General features: G+C 65.1%; 18 protein-coding genes and 1 tRNA gene. 3 read left to right on the forward strand and 16 right to left on the reverse strand.

From position 1 onward, the window contains the following. Positions 1–33: 33 nt before the first annotated feature. A complete protein-coding gene (locus AC1DPF_RS07285; RefSeq protein WP_477960421.1) occupies positions 34–909 on the forward strand; it encodes an SDR family NAD(P)-dependent oxidoreductase in 876 nt (291 codons plus the stop codon). 125 nt (positions 910–1,034) lie between these two features. On the opposite strand, the gene AC1DPF_RS07290 is transcribed toward AC1DPF_RS07285, so the two are convergent. The 4 genes from AC1DPF_RS07290 to AC1DPF_RS07305 form a co-directional block, all read right to left on the reverse strand. Then, positions 1,035–1,832 (reverse strand): enoyl-CoA hydratase-related protein, encoded by a 798-nt coding sequence (locus AC1DPF_RS07290; RefSeq protein ID WP_477960423.1) that lies wholly within the window; start codon positions 1,830–1,832, stop codon positions 1,035–1,037. Between the two features lie 312 nt (positions 1,833–2,144). Beyond that, positions 2,145–3,335 carry a CaiB/BaiF CoA transferase family protein gene (locus AC1DPF_RS07295; RefSeq protein WP_477869159.1) on the reverse strand — a complete coding sequence of 397 codons (1,191 nt, stop codon included), beginning with the start codon at positions 3,333–3,335 and terminating at the stop codon, positions 2,145–2,147. A 168-nt stretch (positions 3,336–3,503) separates the two neighbouring features. Beyond that, on the reverse strand, positions 3,504–4,289 hold the full coding sequence (locus AC1DPF_RS07300) for an enoyl-CoA hydratase-related protein (protein WP_477869157.1): 786 nt from the start codon (positions 4,287–4,289) through the stop codon (positions 3,504–3,506). A gap of 267 nt (positions 4,290–4,556) precedes the next feature. After that, positions 4,557–4,633: transfer RNA gene (locus AC1DPF_RS07305), tRNA-Met, on the reverse strand. Between the two features lie 125 nt (positions 4,634–4,758). Between AC1DPF_RS07305 and AC1DPF_RS07310 the strand changes: the two genes are divergently transcribed. Further along, a complete protein-coding gene (locus AC1DPF_RS07310) occupies positions 4,759–5,991 on the forward strand; it encodes an NAD(P)/FAD-dependent oxidoreductase (protein WP_477960425.1) in 1,233 nt (410 codons plus the stop codon). Between the two features lie 73 nt (positions 5,992–6,064). Beyond that, the gene (locus AC1DPF_RS07315; RefSeq protein ID WP_477869041.1) at positions 6,065–6,472 is read left to right on the forward strand and encodes a DUF3775 domain-containing protein; all 408 of its coding nucleotides are present in this window, start codon (positions 6,065–6,067) and stop codon (positions 6,470–6,472) included. 33 nt (positions 6,473–6,505) lie between these two features. Here the strand turns inward: AC1DPF_RS07315 and AC1DPF_RS07320 are convergent, their stop codons facing one another. The 12 genes from AC1DPF_RS07320 to AC1DPF_RS07375 form a co-directional block, all read right to left on the reverse strand. Then, positions 6,506–7,024: a 2'-5' RNA ligase family protein gene (locus tag AC1DPF_RS07320; protein ID WP_477960427.1), complete on the reverse strand. Its 519-nt coding sequence runs from the start codon at positions 7,022–7,024 to the stop codon at positions 6,506–6,508. A 66-nt stretch (positions 7,025–7,090) separates the two neighbouring features. Further along, positions 7,091–7,327, reverse strand: a complete 237-nt coding sequence (locus tag AC1DPF_RS07325; protein ID WP_477960429.1) for a hypothetical protein — start codon at positions 7,325–7,327, stop codon at positions 7,091–7,093. Between the two features lie 62 nt (positions 7,328–7,389). Then, positions 7,390–9,249, reverse strand: coding sequence for a potassium transporter Kup (locus tag AC1DPF_RS07330; protein ID WP_477960654.1), 1,860 nt, complete (start codon positions 9,247–9,249; stop codon positions 7,390–7,392). A 254-nt stretch (positions 9,250–9,503) separates the two neighbouring features. After that, complete coding sequence (locus tag AC1DPF_RS07335) at positions 9,504–9,776, reverse strand: hypothetical protein (RefSeq protein ID WP_477869035.1); 273 nt, start codon at positions 9,774–9,776, stop codon at positions 9,504–9,506. Positions 9,777–9,829: 53 nt separating this feature from the next. Next, positions 9,830–10,456: a tetratricopeptide repeat protein gene (locus AC1DPF_RS07340; RefSeq protein WP_477869033.1), complete on the reverse strand. Its 627-nt coding sequence runs from the start codon at positions 10,454–10,456 to the stop codon at positions 9,830–9,832. Continuing rightward, entirely contained in the window at positions 10,456–10,803 is a 348-nt protein-coding gene (locus AC1DPF_RS07345; protein WP_477869276.1) for a cytochrome c-type biogenesis protein, read from the reverse strand. The genes AC1DPF_RS07340 and AC1DPF_RS07345 overlap by 1 nt, the downstream gene beginning before the upstream one ends. A 191-nt stretch (positions 10,804–10,994) precedes the next feature. Next, positions 10,995–11,522 carry a DsbE family thiol:disulfide interchange protein gene (locus AC1DPF_RS07350; RefSeq protein ID WP_477960431.1) on the reverse strand — a complete coding sequence of 176 codons (528 nt, stop codon included), beginning with the start codon at positions 11,520–11,522 and terminating at the stop codon, positions 10,995–10,997. Then, the gene (locus tag AC1DPF_RS07355) at positions 11,519–13,444 is read right to left on the reverse strand and encodes a heme lyase CcmF/NrfE family subunit (RefSeq protein ID WP_477960433.1); all 1,926 of its coding nucleotides are present in this window, start codon (positions 13,442–13,444) and stop codon (positions 11,519–11,521) included. The genes AC1DPF_RS07350 and AC1DPF_RS07355 overlap by 4 nt, the downstream gene beginning before the upstream one ends. Beyond that, entirely contained in the window at positions 13,441–13,908 is a 468-nt protein-coding gene (gene ccmE, locus AC1DPF_RS07360; protein ID WP_477960435.1) for a cytochrome c maturation protein CcmE, read from the reverse strand. Before ccmE ends, AC1DPF_RS07355 begins: the two co-directional genes overlap by 4 nt. Beyond that, positions 13,908–14,039, reverse strand: coding sequence for a heme exporter protein CcmD (gene ccmD, locus AC1DPF_RS07365; protein WP_477869025.1), 132 nt, complete (start codon positions 14,037–14,039; stop codon positions 13,908–13,910). Before ccmD ends, ccmE begins: the two co-directional genes overlap by 1 nt. A gap of 13 nt (positions 14,040–14,052) precedes the next feature. Next, complete coding sequence (gene ccmC, locus AC1DPF_RS07370; protein WP_477869023.1) at positions 14,053–14,769, reverse strand: heme ABC transporter permease CcmC; 717 nt, start codon at positions 14,767–14,769, stop codon at positions 14,053–14,055. A gap of 49 nt (positions 14,770–14,818) precedes the next feature. Further along, entirely contained in the window at positions 14,819–15,868 is a 1,050-nt protein-coding gene (locus tag AC1DPF_RS07375; protein ID WP_477960437.1) for a Glu/Leu/Phe/Val family dehydrogenase, read from the reverse strand. Positions 15,869–16,103 lie beyond the last annotated feature (235 nt).

The following is a 16,103-nucleotide window of genomic DNA, read 5'->3' on the forward strand; positions in this document are numbered from 1 at the left end:
CGCGAAAATCACGCAAAAATCGGGAGAATCAATATGACCGAGCCGCAGCGCGTTGTTGTCGTAACTGGCGCCAGTTCGGGCATCGGCCTGGAAACCGCGAAGGCCTTTGCGCGCATGGGATGGCAAGTGATCGGCCAAGGGCGCGATGCGGAGCGCAGTGCCGTCGCCGAAGCGGCGATCCGCGCAGAGTGCGACGGCAGTGGAAAGGTCGACTTCCTGCGTGCAAACCTATCGCTCATGAGCGAGACCAAGCGTTTGGCGGACGAGATCAAAGCACTCACCGGCGCGGTGGACGTGCTCATCAACAACGCTGGGGGCATTCGCGACGGGAAATACATGACCGTCGAAGGGACGGAGGAAACCTTCGCGGCCAATCATCTTGCACCATTTTTTCTGACGCGCGAACTGATACCTCTGCTCGAGGACGCAGCTGCGAACCGACCGCCGGACACGGTGCGCGTCATTGCTGTATCCTCGATCGCCTACGCCTGGGCAGAAGCCGGTTTGAATTTCGGAGACATCCAGCATCTGGAGGGGCCATTTGTCCCGGGCACAATCTATCGCGAGGCCAAGCTTGCCAACCAGCTTTTCAACTTGGCGCTTGCCAAGCGGCTAGCCGGCAAGGGCATCGTATCGCAGGCGATGGTGCCGGGGGTGGTACACAGCAATTTCAGCTCTCACGGGGATGAGCAGATCAAGAATTTCATTATGGGCGCGGAAGGTGTGACACCTGCCGAGGCAGCCGAAAGCCTGGTCTGGATCGCGACGTCCAGCGAGACCGGCGCACCGGGCGGGCGGATGTTCTACGAAATGGAAGAGAAGCCGGTGGTGCCGCACGGAACGGACGAGGCTGCCGCCGAACATCTCTGGACCGAAACCGAAGAGATACTTGCCAAACTGGGCGTCTGACCCAGTGCGCCAGTCAACCGTTGCGAGTGCTACGGCTTGAGACCCCGTTATCGTGGACCGCGCCCTGGCCCTCATGACAGGCCAGGGCACGCGTCAGTTCACGGCATCACCAACAGATTACTGGCTTACTTGGCGTACTTGGCGAAGTTCGGCTTGCGCTTTTCCATGAAGGCATTCTTGCCTTCAACCGCTTCCTCGGTGTCATAATAGAGCGCGAGCGCGGAAGTTGCGAAGTTGCCAAGCGCTCGAAACTGCTCCGTTGCGCAATTGAACGACTGCTTGGCAAGCTTGATCGCCGTGGGGCTCTTGTCGGCGATCTCGAGCGCCCAGGCCCGCGCCTGGTCCATCAGTTCCTCATGCGGGTACACCGCGTTGACGAGGCCCATTTCGAGAGCTTGGTCGGCAGTGTACTGGCGGCACATGTACCAGATTTCGCGCGCCTTCTTCTCGCCGACGACATGAGTCAGATAGGCCGTGCCAAAGCCCGGGTCGACGCTACCTACTTTTGGGCCGACCTGGCCGAATTTTGCCTTGGCCGAAGCCAGCGAAATGTCGCACAGAACGTGCAGCACATGACCGCCGCCAATCGCATAGCCGTTGACGGCAGCAATGACCGGCTTGGGAATGTCGCGGATGACCGAGTGCAGCGCATCCATGTCGATGCCGGTCGCGAGACGAGCGGGACGCGCACTCTGGTAGCCGCCTTCGGTGCGTTTCGACAGGTCGCCGCCGGTGCAGAAGGCGCGGTCGCCGGCGCCGGTCAGGATCACTGCGGCAATTGCGCGGTCGGACCAGGCGTCGAGGAACGCCTCGACCATCTCGTCCACTGTCTCGCGTGCGAATGCGTTCATCTTTTCAGGGCGATTGATTGTGATGGTCGCGACCGGGCCGGTCTTGTCGTAGATTATGTCCTGAAAGCTCATGAAAATTTCCTCTACACATGGGAGAATACCGCGGCGCACTCGCAACCCAGAGTATCTGAAGGAGGGCAGCGCCTACTACGCGCCGTATGCAGTGGGTCTCAAGATGTCATCGCCAAGTCTCGAAAAACCGACCCATACGCGCCACTTTTCTGGGTTGGGTTAGCGCAGCCGATTGCAAACAATAGTTGGCATGGCACTTGCTTTAGAAATGATCAGGGTTGCGTCGATCGCATCAGCCATCCCGCCGTCTCGCAGGCTTAAGAAACTTGCGAAAGCCAGTCATGAGCGCGAGGGCATGGGGGCGGCCTCCCGTCAGCGCACGAATCCGGCGGCGTGGAGCTGGCTGATCCGTTCCTCGTCGTAACCGAGCTCGCGCAGAACCTCGTCGGTGTGCTGCCCTAGCTGTGCCGCCACGCCGCCGCCGAGTGCCGGCGTTGCCTGGAAATCGACCGGATAGGCCATCGCCGTGACCGGCCCGTAGTCCTCGCTAACGTACCGCTCGACGCAGCCCAGGTGCTGAACCTGGGGATCCTCCAAGAACTCATCGATGGACTTCAGCTTGCCGATGGGCAGCCCATCGCTGATCGCCAGAGCCTCAAGCTCATCCGAGGTCATCTTGATTGAGCCTTTCTCAAGCTCCACCCACATGGCTTCCCAGTTCGCCACCCGCTTCATCGGCGTCTTGAACCGATCATCTTCGAGCAGATGTTCCATGCCGAAGGCGCGGCAGACCGTGGCAAACAACTGGTCGGTCTGGAAATAGCCCATGAAGACGCCGTCGGAGGTCCGGAACGGGCGGGTCACATTGGGAGCGATCAGCCGATCCTCACTCTCCGCGAAGCAGTGGTTGTAGACGTTGTCTACGAGGTTGAGGAAGGAGAAGGCTTTCAGCAGAGATGCCGAGACGAACTGTCCTTCCCCGCCATTCCTCTCGCGATGGTAGAGTGCCGTGGAAATCGCGCTGGCCGCCGCTGTGGCGGTAAACTTATCCACGAACATCGAACGCAGCGGCTTCGCTGGAAGAGCGCCATCGCTCTGGAGGAACATCGCGGCGGAGAGGCCCTGGATCACTTGATCATATGCGGGCCGATCGGCATAGGGGCCGTCGGGGCCGAACCCGCTGATCATGACGTAGATGAGGCCCGGATTGGTCTTCTTGAGCGTCTCGTAGTCCAGCCCCAGCCGCTGCATCACCGCAGGGCGGGTGTTGACGATCATGACGTCTGCGGCAGCGGCCAGCGACTGGGCGATTGCCCGCCCTTCCAGATTCTTGAGATCCAGCGCGATGCTCCGCTTCTGTCGGTTCATGGCGAAATAGTGCGCCGAAAGACCATTGTGCATCGGCGGTACCCAGCGGAACGGATCGCCGGTGGTCCCTTCCACCTTGACGACCGAGGCACCAAGGTCGGCGAGCATCGCTCCGGCCAGCGGCCCCGCCACCATGGTCGTGATTTCGAGCACCTTAACACCCGCAAGCGGCCCCTGTCCCGTTCCCTCTGCCATGTCTTTCCTTCTCCTTCAGCGTGTCACCCGGACGAGTCCGTCCTGCGTGTGGTATCTTCTTCGATCACTCAAGTTCGCAGCACCGGCGGGACCAAGGGTATCGCCTGCGGGACCCGGCACTGCGCGGTCTTCGAGCTGCCACTCGACAGCGAGTTCTGTTCGGAAGGTTCATCGCCCCGTGAAGACCGGCGGCCGGCGCTCGACGAAGTGGGCGACCCCCTCCTTGAAATCTTCGCACTCGAACGATTTGAGTTCCTCAACGAGTGCCTCCGCGGTCGCCTCGCCAAGGTCCTGGAACAATCCCTCGTAGATCTGTCGCTTGATAATCCCCGTGGAGCGGGGCGATGAGTAGATCGCCAGTTCATTGGCTATCGCCATGACGTCGGCCATGAAGTTCTCGGCTGGCAGAGTGCGGACCAATCCCAGCCGCTCCGCCTCGGGAGCTGGCACGACCCGGCCGGTCATCAGCAGGTCGATCGCATTCATCAGTCCAATCAGCCGCGGCAACATCCACGACAGGCCATGCTCGGCAACCAGGCCCCGCCGTGCGAACGAGGTGGAAAGCTTGGCCGTGTCCACCATGTAGCGAAAGTCGCAATAAGCCGCGATGCTGAGACCCACCCCCGCTATCGGCCCGTTGATCGCGGCGATAATCGGCTTGGGGGTAGACAGGATATAGGTGAGACGGTGGCCGTAATTGCCCTCGTAATCGTCGGGGTTGGGCAGGACCGCGTCCTCGACGTTCTGCAGGGCCGACATATCGGCCCCCATGCAGAAGGTCTTTCCGTGCCCGGTGAGCACGACCACCCTGACCTCGTCGTCGCTCCCCGCCTGGCTCAGAGCTGCGCGAAGTTCGGTTTCCATCACGACGCCGAAGGCGTTGCGCTGCTCCGGATTGTACAATGTGACCGTCGCGACATGGTCGGTGACGTCATAAAGTAGGCGCTCGTACATGATTGTGAACTCTCACAAGCCTCGTTGCCAGCTTGACTGCAATCAGCCCCAGTTCAATAACCGCGTCCCACATACTGCAATTGTGTTACTTCGATGGGCCGTGGGGTAGCCTGAATGAGCCTATCTCGGTGTCCACCAAACCAGCAGCCCATATCGACTTGGAACAGGAAACCCTGCAAACCATCGACATCCCGTTCGGCACGAGGTTATTACCCATGTCCTAGGTACAACCTGTCACCCATGTCTCCGGTATGTACAGGATATGTTTGGTAGCGGAGGAGGGACTTGAACCCCCGACACGCGGATTATGATTCCGCTGCTCTAACCAGCTGAGCTACTCCGCCCCAAGGCGACCGCCGATGCGGTGGAGCGGGCCTATAGGCGGGGCGTTTGTCGCGGTCAACTGGACATTGGCGCTCCACCGGATAGACAGCGGCGGATCGAACGGCTGACCAGGGGAGATTCGCAGTTGGCTCATTATGACGTGCTTATCGTAGGGGCTGGCCATGGCGGCGCGCAGGCAGCGGTCGCGCTCCGGCAGAACAAGTTCGAAGGCACGATTGCCGTGGTTGGCGACGAACCCGAACTCCCCTATGAGCGCCCCCCGCTGTCGAAGGAATATTTCTCCGGCGAGAAGACGTTCGATCGCATCCTGATCCGTCCGGCCGCCTTTTGGGCCGATCGCCATATCGATATGTTGCTCAGCCGCCGCGTCGCGTCGGTCGATCCCGCCGCGCATCTGGCAACTCTGACCGACGGCTCGACGATCGGCTATGGCAAGATGATCTGGGCGACCGGCGGAGCGCCGCGCAGGCTCGTCTGCTCGGGCAATGACCTGGCGGGCGTCCACGGCGTGCGCACGCGCGAGGATGTCGATCGCATGCTCGGCGAGATGGAGGACACCACCAATGTCGTCGTCATCGGCGGCGGCTATATCGGACTGGAGGCGGCCGCGGTGCTCTCGAAGTTCGGCAAGAAGGTCGTCGTACTGGAGGCGCTCGACCGCGTCCTCGCCCGCGTCGCCGGCGAGCCCCTGTCGCGCTTCTACGAGGCGGAGCATCGCGCCCATGGCGTCGACGTCCAGCTCGATGCGAAGGTGGACTGCATCCTCGGCGGTGCCGGGAATCGCGTCACCGGCGTCCGGATGCATGACGGCTCGGTTCTGCCCGCCGACATGGTGATCGTCGGCATCGGCATCGTCCCGGCGGTCGAACCGCTGATCGCGGCGGGCGCGGCCGGCGGCAATGGCGTCGATGTCGACAGCTATTGCCGCACCAGCCTGCCCGATATCTACGCGATCGGCGATTGCGCCATGCACGCCAACGACTTTGCCGGCGGCGCCCGCCTCCGCCTCGAATCGGTGCAGAACGCCAATGACCAGGCGACCACCGCAGCCAAGGACATCCTGGGCATGGCCGAACCCTATCATGCGGTGCCATGGTTCTGGTCCAACCAATATGACCTGCGCCTGCAGACGGTGGGCCTTTCGGTCGGCTTCGACGAAGCGATCGTGCGCGGCGATCCTGGCACGCGCAGCTTCTCGGTGGTCTATCTCAAGGACGGCCGGGTGCTGGCGCTCGACTGCGTCAACGCCGTCAAGGACTATGTCCAGGGCAAGGCGCTGGTGGTTGGTGGACTTTCGCCGGACAAGGCCAGCCTCGCCAACCCCGAGGTCCCGCTCAAAGGCCTGCTGGCCGCCTGAAAGCGACGCGGAACCGCAGCACCGCGTCCACGTTTGGGTCCGGAACCCCGGCTGTTGGGGCGAGGATGATGCCATGGAATTGACGGTTTCACTGGAGACGATCTGCCGCTTGATCGCGCGCGCCCGCGAGCTGGAAACACAGGTGCCCGCGACCGAGAATGACGATGAGGACGAGCCGGCCGATACCGACGACCCCCTCGCCGCGCTCGATGACGACTCCAATGAGGCCGCCGAGGACGAGGTCCGCACCCTGCTCGAGGATCTTTCCGACGACGAGGGGGCGGAGGTGCTGGCGCTCGCCATGGTCGGGCGCGGCACGTTCGACGCGAGCGAATGGGACGAAGCGATCGAAGCCGCCAGCGAAGAAGATGCCGATTCGATCATCGATCAGCTGCTCGATATGCCGATGCTCGCCGGTTATCTCGATGCCGGGCTGGCCGCGTTCGACCTGAGCTGCGACGGGCTCGGGCAGATCGACTGAGCTGCACCCGGACAGTCCCGGCGCAAAGCTCGATCAGCCGCGAAATCGCCACTCGGCGATCGGCTCCCAGGGGCCGCCGCGATACCAACAGGCGGCCAGCCCGGTCAGCTTGATCGGGCGCGGCTCGAACTCCGCACGCAGCGCCTGGAGCAGTGCACGCGCCTCGCTGGGCGCCACCTTGTTCTGGACGGTGATATGCGGCCGCCAGGCGGCCTGGTCCTGCGGGGTCAGCTGGCCATGCATAGCCTCGGCGATACGCGCGCGGATCGCCGCCAGGCCGGGACTGTCGATGCCCAGCGCCACGCCCCGCCCGAGCGACAGCAGCCGCGTGATCCGCGCCGCGGGCGGCCTCGCCGCGCGAAGCTCCGAAGCGACGACGTGCTTCAGCGAGTCGAGCGAAGACGGCGGCAGGTGGTGGAACAGGATCAGGTGCGCCGGCACCTGGTTGCGCTCGGCGGGAAAATGCGCCCGGCGCAGCCCGTCGGCCCAGGCGAAATCCTCGGGACCGATCACGGCGGTGACAATGATGGGGGCGTTGGCAGAACCAGGCATGCGGCTATGTATCACGCCTCTTCGAAGGGCGCCTGGAAATGCGGATGTCTTGCGCTCGGGCCCAGCTCAGGCGGCGCTGACCATCTTGACGAAGCACATGCCCTCGCGGCCGTCCCAGCTCGCCGGCAGGCATTCGATGACCGAATCGGGTTTCTGCGCGAGCACCTGGAGGCGCGCTTCATCACGCCATATCGTGCGGGCATAGCCGGGGAACTCGCTCATGGCGCTCCACGCCTGGCCGGCGCCAGCCGCGAGCCGCACTGCGATGTCGTCGAGGGGGATGGTGTCGATCTTCTTGCTCATGATCCGCGCCTAGCAACGTGGCGGGCAGGCCGCTGTTGCAAAGATCACAGATTGTAAAATTCCTAGATTTCCACCTGGCTGCCCAGCTCGACCACGCGGTTGGTGGGCAGCTTGAAGAACTCCATCGCGCTCTCCGCGTTGCGCAGCATCCAGGCGAACAGCTTCTCGCGCCAGATCGCCATGCCGGGCCGCGCCGACGCCAGCAATGTCTGCCGCGCCAGGAAGAAGCTCGTATCCATCATCTTGAAGTCGGCACCGCAGCTCTTGGTGCGGGCGAGCACCGCCGGCACGTCGGGGTCCTCCATGAAGCCGTAGTTGATCACCATCCGGTAAAAGCCCTGGCCGAGATCGGTGAACTCCATACGCTGGGTGGAGACGACATAGGGGACGTCTGCGATCCTGACGGTGAGCAGGATGACCCGCTCGTGCAGCACCTTGTTGTGCTTGAGATTGTGGAGCAGCGCGTGCGGCACGCCCTGGGCCTGCGAGGTCATGAACACCGCCGTGCCCGGCACCCGCACCGCCGAGTTCACCGCCGACTGCACGAACACCTTGACCGGCATCGCCGCCTCGCGCAGCCGATCGATCATCAGCGCCCGGCCACGCGCCCAGGTCGTCAACATGGTGAAGGCGATGAAGCCGATCAGCAGCGGGAACCAGCCGCCGTCGGGCACCTTGGTCAGGTTGGCGCCGAAATAAGCGAGATCGACCAATCCGAATATCGCGATCAGCGGCGCCGCGAGCCACTTGTTCCATCCCCACAGGTGGATCAACACCACGGCGATAAGGCACGTGTCGATCGCCATCGCGCCGGTCACCGCGATTCCATAGGCCGCGGCGAGGTTCGACGAGGTGCGGAAGGAGATGACCAGCAGGATCACCATCACCATCAGGCCCCAGTTGATCGCCGGGATGTAGATCTGGCCGATCGAGCCGGCGCTGGTGTGGGTGATTCGCAGGCGCGGGATGAAGCCGAGCTGGATCGCCTGCTGGGTGACCGAGAAGGCGCCCGAGATCACCGCCTGGCTGGCGATCACCGTGGCCATCGTCGCCAGGATCACCAGCGGCAGCCGGAACATCTCGGGGGCGAGCAGGAAGAAGGGATTGTGGATGGTGTGCAGCGCCGTCGCCATGTCCTGCGACAGGATCATCGCGCCCTGGCCGAGATAGTTGAGCATCAGCGCCGGCAGCACGAACACCAGCCAGGACAGTCCGATCGGCTTGCGCCCGAAATGCCCCATATCGGCATAGAGCGCCTCGGCGCCGGTGACCGCCAGCACCACCGAGCCCATCGCCAGGAACGCCATACGACCTTCCTGGAGGAAGAACTGGACGGCGTACCAGGGGTTCAGCGCGATCAGGACATGCGGATTGCCCAGGATATGCCACACGCCGAGCACGCCCAGCACGGTGAAATATACCAGCATGATCGGGCCGAACAGCAAGCCCACCTTGGCGGTGCCCCGCGCCTGGATCATGAACAGGCAGATCAGGATCCCAACAGCGAGCGGCGCCACCATCGGCGCAAATGCAGCCTCGACCGTGGTGAGGCCCTCGACCGCCGACAACACCGAGATCGCCGGGGTTATCATGCTGTCGCCGTAGAACAGCGCGGTGGCGAACACGCCGAGCAGGACGATGCCCTTGCTCCATCGCCGGCCTTCGGACTTGCGGTTGATCAGCGCGAGCAGCGCCAGGCTGCCGCCCTCGCCCTTGTTGTCGGCGCGCATGATGATCGCGACATATTTGAACGTCACCACCAGCATCATCGACCAGAAGATCAGGCTGAGCACGCCGAGGATGTGAAGCTGGTCGGGCGGCAGCGGGTGATGGCCCGCGAACGTCTCGCGAAACGCATAGAGCGGGCTGGTGCCGATATCGCCGAACACCACGCCGATGGCGCCCACCACCATGGCCCCCATGCTGCCATGGCCAGGGACGGCCGGCACCGGAGAGACAGGCGTCCCCTCTGCGTCGGCTGGCGTGCCGCTGGTCATGCGAGAGTGGACTTCATGTGTGAACAATGCCCATGTGGAGCGCCCTGGTTCCCCCCATCGGCGCATAGCGGCGGGCAACTAGCATTTGTTCCCCGGGGCCGCAACACAGGCCGGAAGAGACGCTGTTTCTCGGGGCGCAGGCGGCTCGCTCTGCGACGTTCGCCCCGCCGACCAGCCCCTCAGTTCGCCGGCGGCGCGGAACTGCTCTCCAGCTCGACGATGTCGACATCATAGCCGGTCCAGCCGCGATTCACGGCGGCATCGGCCGTAGCGCTCCGCTTCTTCTTCGCCTCGGCGAGCGACTTGCTGTGCCCCCAGAAGACTTCGGTCTTCCCATTGCCCAGCGTCGCGACGATCCGCCAATAATGGGTGAATTCGATCGCCGTGGGCCCGATCGTCTTGACGGTGCCGTCCGGCAGCCTCGCCGTCAGATATATCTTCTTCCTGGCCATAGCGGCATCCGGCTCCCGCCCTGCTTCTCCGCCCCCGGCGTCGCGGCTTACGCCTACTGCCCCATCTGCTTCATGCGCTCGATCTCGAGCAGCCGCTGTTCGAGTTCGGGCCGCCACGAAGCGTTGGCGGGGCTGCGGTCGAGCAATCCGCGCCAGACCGTCTCGGCCCTGTCGAGCTGGCCGGCCTGGGCATAGGCCAGGCCCATGAAGAAAGGCGGCCCCGGATGATCCGGCGCGATCGCCTCGGCGCGCTGGAAGGCGAGCTGGGCAGCCGGAGACATCATTCCGCCGCTGTGGATCACCAGCTCGTTGCCCAGCCCGACCCAGAGGTCCGCGCTCTGGGGCCGCTTCTCGAGGCCGTTCTTGATGATGGCGATGGCATAGAGGGTGAGGCCCTGGCTCTGCAGGCCATCGGCGCTGCGCAGCACGTCCGCGTCGCTGCCGATCTTGCTGAACATCTTCTGGCGTTCAACGGCGGCCTCGTTGTCGGGCGTCCTCACCTCGGCGGGCGCGGGTGTCGGCTTGCCGGAGAGGCCAGGACTGCCCTGCCATGCATAGCCTGCGACGGCGAGGAACAGCGCGGCCGCCACCAGCTCGATGCCGCCCTTGGGAAGCCGGCCGAAGCGCCACAGCAGCCCCGCGACGACCAGCGCCATGAACAGGAAAATCAGCCAGCCCATCAGCTTTTCCTCCGGCGCTTCAGCCGCCCGCTCACGATCCACAGGCCGAGGGCAAGAAATATGACCGGTAGCGCATAGAGCGGCCAGGTCAGCGAATCGAGCGGCGGCGTGTAGCTGACCCAGTCGCCATAGCGCTCGATCAGCCATGCGCGGATCGCCTCGGGCTTCTCGCCCGCTTCGATGCGGGTGCGGATCAGCGCGCGCATGTCGCCCGCCATCTCGGCCTCCGAATCGGCAATCGACTGGCCCTGGCAGACGAGGCAGCGGATCGTCTCCATCAGCGCCTTGGCCTTGGCCTCCTGCGCCCGATCCGGAAGCTGCTCGTTCGCATATTTGGCGGCCGGCATCAGCGAGTCGGCGAAGAGTGGAGAGGCGAGGATGAGCCCGATTCCCAATGCCAACGCCGTTCGTGTCGAGCGAAGTCGAGACACGTATCGCGACGCAACGTCACTCGATTTCGGCCGAAGGCCGAAGCCTGTCCTGAGCGCCTGCCTTGCAGGCAACCGAAGGGCTCGGGACAAACGGAGGCCTTTTTTGCTCATCGGGCGGCCGCCAGCGCCGACATCATGCCGGGCACGTCCTCGGGTTTGATGTCGCCGATATGCTGCATCCGGATGATCCCCCTGCCGTCGACCAGGAAGGTTTCCGGCACGCCCGACGAGCCAAGCGCGATCTGCACGCTGCTGTTGGCGTCGCCGCCGATCGCCCGATAAGGATCGCCGTTGCGCTGCAGGAAGCGCGACAGGTCCTCGGCGCGGTCGCGGATGGCGATGCCGTAGATCGGCGCGCCCGCGTCGGCGAGCTGTTTGAGCTGCGGCGCCTCGGCGATGCACGGCACGCACCAGCTGGCGAAGACATTGACGAGATGGGGCTCGCCAGTGGCGAGTTCGGCGCTGCTCAGCCCCGGCTTGCCCGGCAATGCGGCGGGCAGCGTGAAACCCGGCATCGTCTTGCCGACGAGCTTGGAGGGGATCGTCTTGCTCTCCGGGCTGATCAGGCCGCCCGCGAACACGCCGAGGAAGACGAGGAACAGCCCCAGCGGCAGCCAGATGAGCAGCTTCCTCATATATAGGCCCGCGGCGGCGCGTGCCGTATCTCGCGGCGAACCCGGCCGATCAGTGACAGGAAGCCGCCGAATCCGACCAGCGCGCCGCCCAGCCAGATCAGGGTGACGAACGGCTTCCACCACAGCCGCAGCTGCCAGCGGCCATCATCGTCGGACTTCCCGACGACGACATATAGCTGTCCATCGAGCACGGTGGTGATCGCCGCCTCATTGGTCTCGGTTTGCGGCGAGGGGAAGTTGCGGGTCTCGGGATGCAGCGTGAACGGCCTGTTGTCGCCGCGCTGCGCGGTCACGGTCGCCGCGATCGCGGTATAGTTCGGGCCGGCGACGGGTTCGACGCCGTCGAGCCGGATCGTATAGGGCCCGACGCCGTGGACCTCGCCGACGCGGGCGGCGACCAGCGTCTCCTGGTTGAACGCGCTTTCGGAGGCCATCCCGGCCAGCGCGACGGCGATGCCGAGATGCGCGACCACCATGCCATATATATAGAGCGGCGTCCGGCGCAGGTTGCGCTTCCACAGCGGCGCGAGGCTGGCGAGCGCCACGCCCGCGGCGGCCACCAGCCCGAGCAGCGGCAGGATGCGGATGCCGGGCGACAGCAGCACCAGCCCAAACAGCGCCAGCGCGGACAGCAACAGGGCGGGCGCCAGCCGCATCAGGGTGAGCTTCAGGTCGTCGCGCCGCCACTTCATGATCGGCCCGGCCGACATCACCAGCACCAGGATCAGCGCGAGCGGCCCGGCGGCGCTGTTGAAATAAGGCGGCCCCACCGACAGCTTCTCGCCGGTCACGGCCTCGGCAACCAGCGGATAGAGCGTGCCGACGAGGACGATGCCCAAAATGGCCGAGAGCAGCAGGTTGTTGATGACCAGCGATCCTTCCCGGCTGACCGCATCGAAGCGCGATCCCTCGCGCACCGTGCCGACGCGCAGCGCGAACAGCGCCAGCGCCCCGCCGATATAGATGGCGAGCAGCGCGAGGATGAACGAGCCGCGCCGCGGGTCCACCGCGAAGGCGTGGACGCTGGTGAGGATGCCCGAGCGGACAAGGAAGGTGCCGACCATCGACATCGAGAAGGCGACCACCGCCAGCATCACCGTCCAGGCGCGCAGGCCTTCGCGGGTGGCGAGCACCGTCACCGAATGGAGCAGGGCGGTGGCGGCGAGCCATGGCATCAGCGAGGCGTTCTCGACCGGGTCCCAGAACCACCAGCCGCCCCAGCCCAGCTCATAATAGGCCCAATAGCTGCCGGCGGTGATGCCGAGGGTCAGCAATATCCAGGCGCCGAGCACCCAGGGCCGCATTGCCCGCGCGAACGCCGCGCCGACATCGCGCGTCACCAATGCGCCGACCGCGAAGGAGAAGGCCACCGACAGGCCGACATAGCCGAGGTAGAGCGTCGGCGGATGGAAGGCGAGGCCCGGGTCCTGAAGCAGCGGATTGAGCCCCTGCCCTTCGATCGGCGCCGGGTTCAACCGCGCGAACGGGTTCGAGGCGAACAGCAGGAAGGCGTAGAAGCCGAGGCCGATCGCCGCCTGCGCCGCCAGCGTGGCGATCAGCGTCCGCTCGTTGAGCCGCCGCTCGAACAGCGCGACCGCGCCGCCCGCCACGGCGAGGATCGTCACCCACATCAGCATCGAGCCTTCGTGGTTTCCCCAGGTGCCGGCGAATTTATACAGCAGCGGCTTGGTCGAGGCGTCGTTGGCCGCGACCAGCGCCACCGACAGGTCGACCGCCACGAACAGCCAGATCAGCGTCAGGAAGGCGACGGCGGTCAGCCCCGCCTGCACCAGCGCGATCGGCCGCACCGCAGCGAGCAGGTCGCTGCGCCCGCTCGCCACCCCCATCGCGCCGAGCACGAGTTGCAGCGCGGCCAGCGCCGCGGCCAGCCACAAGGCGGCCAATCCCGCTTCGGCGATCACTTCTGCCCCTTCTGCTGGTCGCTCTGCGGTTCCAGGCTCTCGGTCTTGTGCATCTCGCCGGCCACCTGCGGCGGCATGTAGCGCTCGTCATGCTTGGCGAGGATATTGGTCGCGACGAAGCCGCCGTCGGCCTGGAAGCTGCCCTCCGCCACCACGCCCGAATCCTCCTTGAACAGGTCGGGGACGATCCCGGTGAAACGGACGGGCACGGTTTCGACATTGTCGGTGACGATGAAATCGATGGTGACGCCATCGGGCTGTCGCTTGATCGATCCCTTCTGCACCATCCCGCCCAGCCGAACCGCGCGGCCGGGCTCGACATGGTCGCGCTTCGCGTCGGACGGCGTATAGAAATAGGCGGCCTGGTCCTTGAGCGCCGACATGGCGAGCAGCGCCGCACCGACGATCGCGACGATCGCGAGCAGGGCCAGGATCAGCCGCTGGTTCTTGGCCTTGACCGCCATCAGTCGCGCCGGGTCAGCGCGTCGGCCTGCCGCTCGGCGCGGCGCATGCCGGCATAGCTCGCCACGGCGATGGCGAGCGTACCGATGATGGTGATCGCATAGGCCGCGATAATGAAGGGCCAGTGGTTCATCAGGATCTCTGGATCATTCTGCGGTCATCCGCTTGAGCCGCGCCACCACCTTGGCCTGCGCCAGCAGGGCGCGCATCCGCATCAGCACGATCGCCCCGAACAACAGGCTGAAGCCGAGCGTGGCGATCGGCAGCGGCCACAGGATCGAACCGTCGATGGTCGATCCGCTCAGGCCGATGCTCTGCCCCTGGTGCAGCGTGCGCCACCATTCGACCGAATAATGGATTACCGGAATGTTGGCGGCGCCGACCACCCCGAAGATCGCCGAGATGCGATCGTTGCTGCCGCGCTCCGCGCCGGCCGAAGCCAGCGCGATATAGGCGAGATAGAGGAAGAACAGCACCAGCATCGAGGTCAGCCGGCCGTCCCATTCCCACCAGGCACCCCAGGTCGGCCGTCCCCAGATCGAGCCGGTCACCAGGCAGATCGCGGCGAACAGCGCGCCCGGCACGGCGATCGCCCGCGCCGCGACGGCGGCCAGCGGATGGCGCCAGATCAACTGCATCAGGCTCGCCGTCGCGATGCCCGACCATCCCGCCATCCCCAGCCAGGCGGCCGGGACATGGACGTACATGATCCGCACGCTCTCGCCCTGCAGATAGTCGCGCGGTGTGACGAACAGGCCTGCAAAAAGCGCTGCGACGATCAGCACCGCGCCAACCCAGCCGAGCCAGGGCGTCAGCGGGCGCGCGATCGACAGGAAACGGGCGGGGTTGGCGAAGATATGCACGGAGGGTGGGGAATAAGGGCCAATCGCGTAGACCGCAATGGCCCCTGGATCAGCCCCGTCCGATCAGCTTCATCGCCATCCGGTCGGCCACGACCGCCGCCGGCAGGTCCGCCGCCGCGCTCTCGGCCCAGATCTGGTCAAGCCGTTCCGGGATCTTTGCGACGCGCGCGTTCACCTCGGCGCGGTCGCCCTGCCCCAGATATTCGAGCGCGACATTGATGATGCCGCCGGCGTTGATCACATAGTCGGGCGCATAGAGGATGCCGCGGGCATGGATGCGGTCGGCATCGGCCGGCGTGGCGAGCTGGTTGTTCGCGCCACCCGCCACCACCGGCACCTGCAGGGCGGCGATTGAGCGTTCATCGAGAATCGCGCCCAGCGCGCACGGGCTGAGCACGTCCGCCTCGACCGTCAGGATCTCGCCGGCGCCGATCGCGGTTGCGCCGAGTTCGGCCGCCAGCGCCTTGGCGCGCTTGACGTCGGCATCGGCGAGGGTGAGCCGCGCGCCATCCTTCGCCAGCAGCCTGGCCAGCCCGCCGCCGACGCTGCCGACGCCCTGGATCGCGACATGCACGCCGGCCGCGCTATTCTTGCCCAGCGCCCGCGCGATCGCGGCGCGGACGCCGAGATACACGCCCTGTGCGGTGGTCGGCCCAGGGTCGCCGCCGGCACTGCCCGCCTCGACGGGCAGGCCCGAGACATGCTTGGTCGTCTGCGAGATCGCAACCATGTCGGCGTCGCTCATTCCGACATCCTCGGCGGTGACATATCGGCCGCCCAGCGAATCGATCGCGCGGCCGAAGGCTGCCAACATCTCCGGCGTCTTGGTGCGCAGCGCATCGGCGAGGATCACGCCCTTGCCGCCGCCCATCGGCAAGCCAGCCATCGCATTCTTGAAGCTCATGCCTCGCGACAGCCGCAATGCGTCGGTTATCGCGTCGGCAGGATCGGCATAATGCCAGAACCGCGTCCCGCCCGCGCCTGGGCCGAGATGGGTCGAATGGAGCGCGATCACCGCCGTCAGGCCGGAAGCCGCATCGCGAAACAGATGCAGGCCTTCGTGGTCGTCGAAATCGGGGTAGGTCCAGGGAGCCGTCATGCCACTCTCGCGAAATTAGATTATAGGCGAGCGCAATAATATTATTCGCAGTTGATGGCCAGCACTGAACGGCGCAGCGAGAAAAAAATGGGGCGATCGACGGGGATTGAACCCGCAACCTCCGGTACCACAAACCACTGGCCTGTATCCAGCGACATTGTTTTTCATAGGTTTTCCGCCGCAGCTGATCCCGCCTGATCTCGCATTTTACCCGGAAATCCCGGCTCCTCTGTTC

Source organism: Rhizorhabdus sp. P4_G6, assembly GCF_056401045.1.

What these genes read in the sequence shown, in the direction of transcription:
- AC1DPF_RS07295 (WP_477869159.1), bottom strand. Translation starts at nt 3,335, where the DNA reads ATGGCAGAGGGAACGGGACAGGGGCCGCTTGCGGGTGTTAAGGTGCTC.
- AC1DPF_RS07325 (WP_477960429.1), bottom strand. Translation starts at nt 7,327, where the DNA reads ATGAGCAAGAAGATCGACACCATCCCCCTCGACGACATCGCAGTGCGG.
- AC1DPF_RS07375 (WP_477960437.1), bottom strand. Translation starts at nt 15,868, where the DNA reads ATGACGGCTCCCTGGACCTACCCCGATTTCGACGACCACGAAGGCCTG.
- AC1DPF_RS07285 (WP_477960421.1), top strand. Translation starts at nt 34, where the DNA reads ATGACCGAGCCGCAGCGCGTTGTTGTCGTAACTGGCGCCAGTTCGGGC.
- AC1DPF_RS07335 (WP_477869035.1), bottom strand. Translation starts at nt 9,776, where the DNA reads ATGGCCAGGAAGAAGATATATCTGACGGCGAGGCTGCCGGACGGCACC.
- AC1DPF_RS07315 (WP_477869041.1), top strand. Translation starts at nt 6,065, where the DNA reads ATGGAATTGACGGTTTCACTGGAGACGATCTGCCGCTTGATCGCGCGC.
- AC1DPF_RS07350 (WP_477960431.1), bottom strand. Translation starts at nt 11,522, where the DNA reads ATGAGGAAGCTGCTCATCTGGCTGCCGCTGGGGCTGTTCCTCGTCTTC.
- ccmD (WP_477869025.1), bottom strand. Translation starts at nt 14,039, where the DNA reads ATGAACCACTGGCCCTTCATTATCGCGGCCTATGCGATCACCATCATC.
- AC1DPF_RS07330 (WP_477960654.1), bottom strand. Translation starts at nt 9,249, where the DNA reads ATGGGGGCCATGGTGGTGGGCGCCATCGGCGTGGTGTTCGGCGATATC.
- AC1DPF_RS07320 (WP_477960427.1), bottom strand. Translation starts at nt 7,024, where the DNA reads ATGCCTGGTTCTGCCAACGCCCCCATCATTGTCACCGCCGTGATCGGT.
- AC1DPF_RS07345 (WP_477869276.1), bottom strand. Translation starts at nt 10,803, where the DNA reads ATGCCGGCCGCCAAATATGCGAACGAGCAGCTTCCGGATCGGGCGCAG.
- AC1DPF_RS07290 (WP_477960423.1), bottom strand. Translation starts at nt 1,832, where the DNA reads ATGAGCTTTCAGGACATAATCTACGACAAGACCGGCCCGGTCGCGACC.
- AC1DPF_RS07340 (WP_477869033.1), bottom strand. Translation starts at nt 10,456, where the DNA reads ATGGGCTGGCTGATTTTCCTGTTCATGGCGCTGGTCGTCGCGGGGCTG.
- ccmE (WP_477960435.1), bottom strand. Translation starts at nt 13,908, where the DNA reads ATGGCGGTCAAGGCCAAGAACCAGCGGCTGATCCTGGCCCTGCTCGCG.
- AC1DPF_RS07300 (WP_477869157.1), bottom strand. Translation starts at nt 4,289, where the DNA reads ATGTACGAGCGCCTACTTTATGACGTCACCGACCATGTCGCGACGGTC.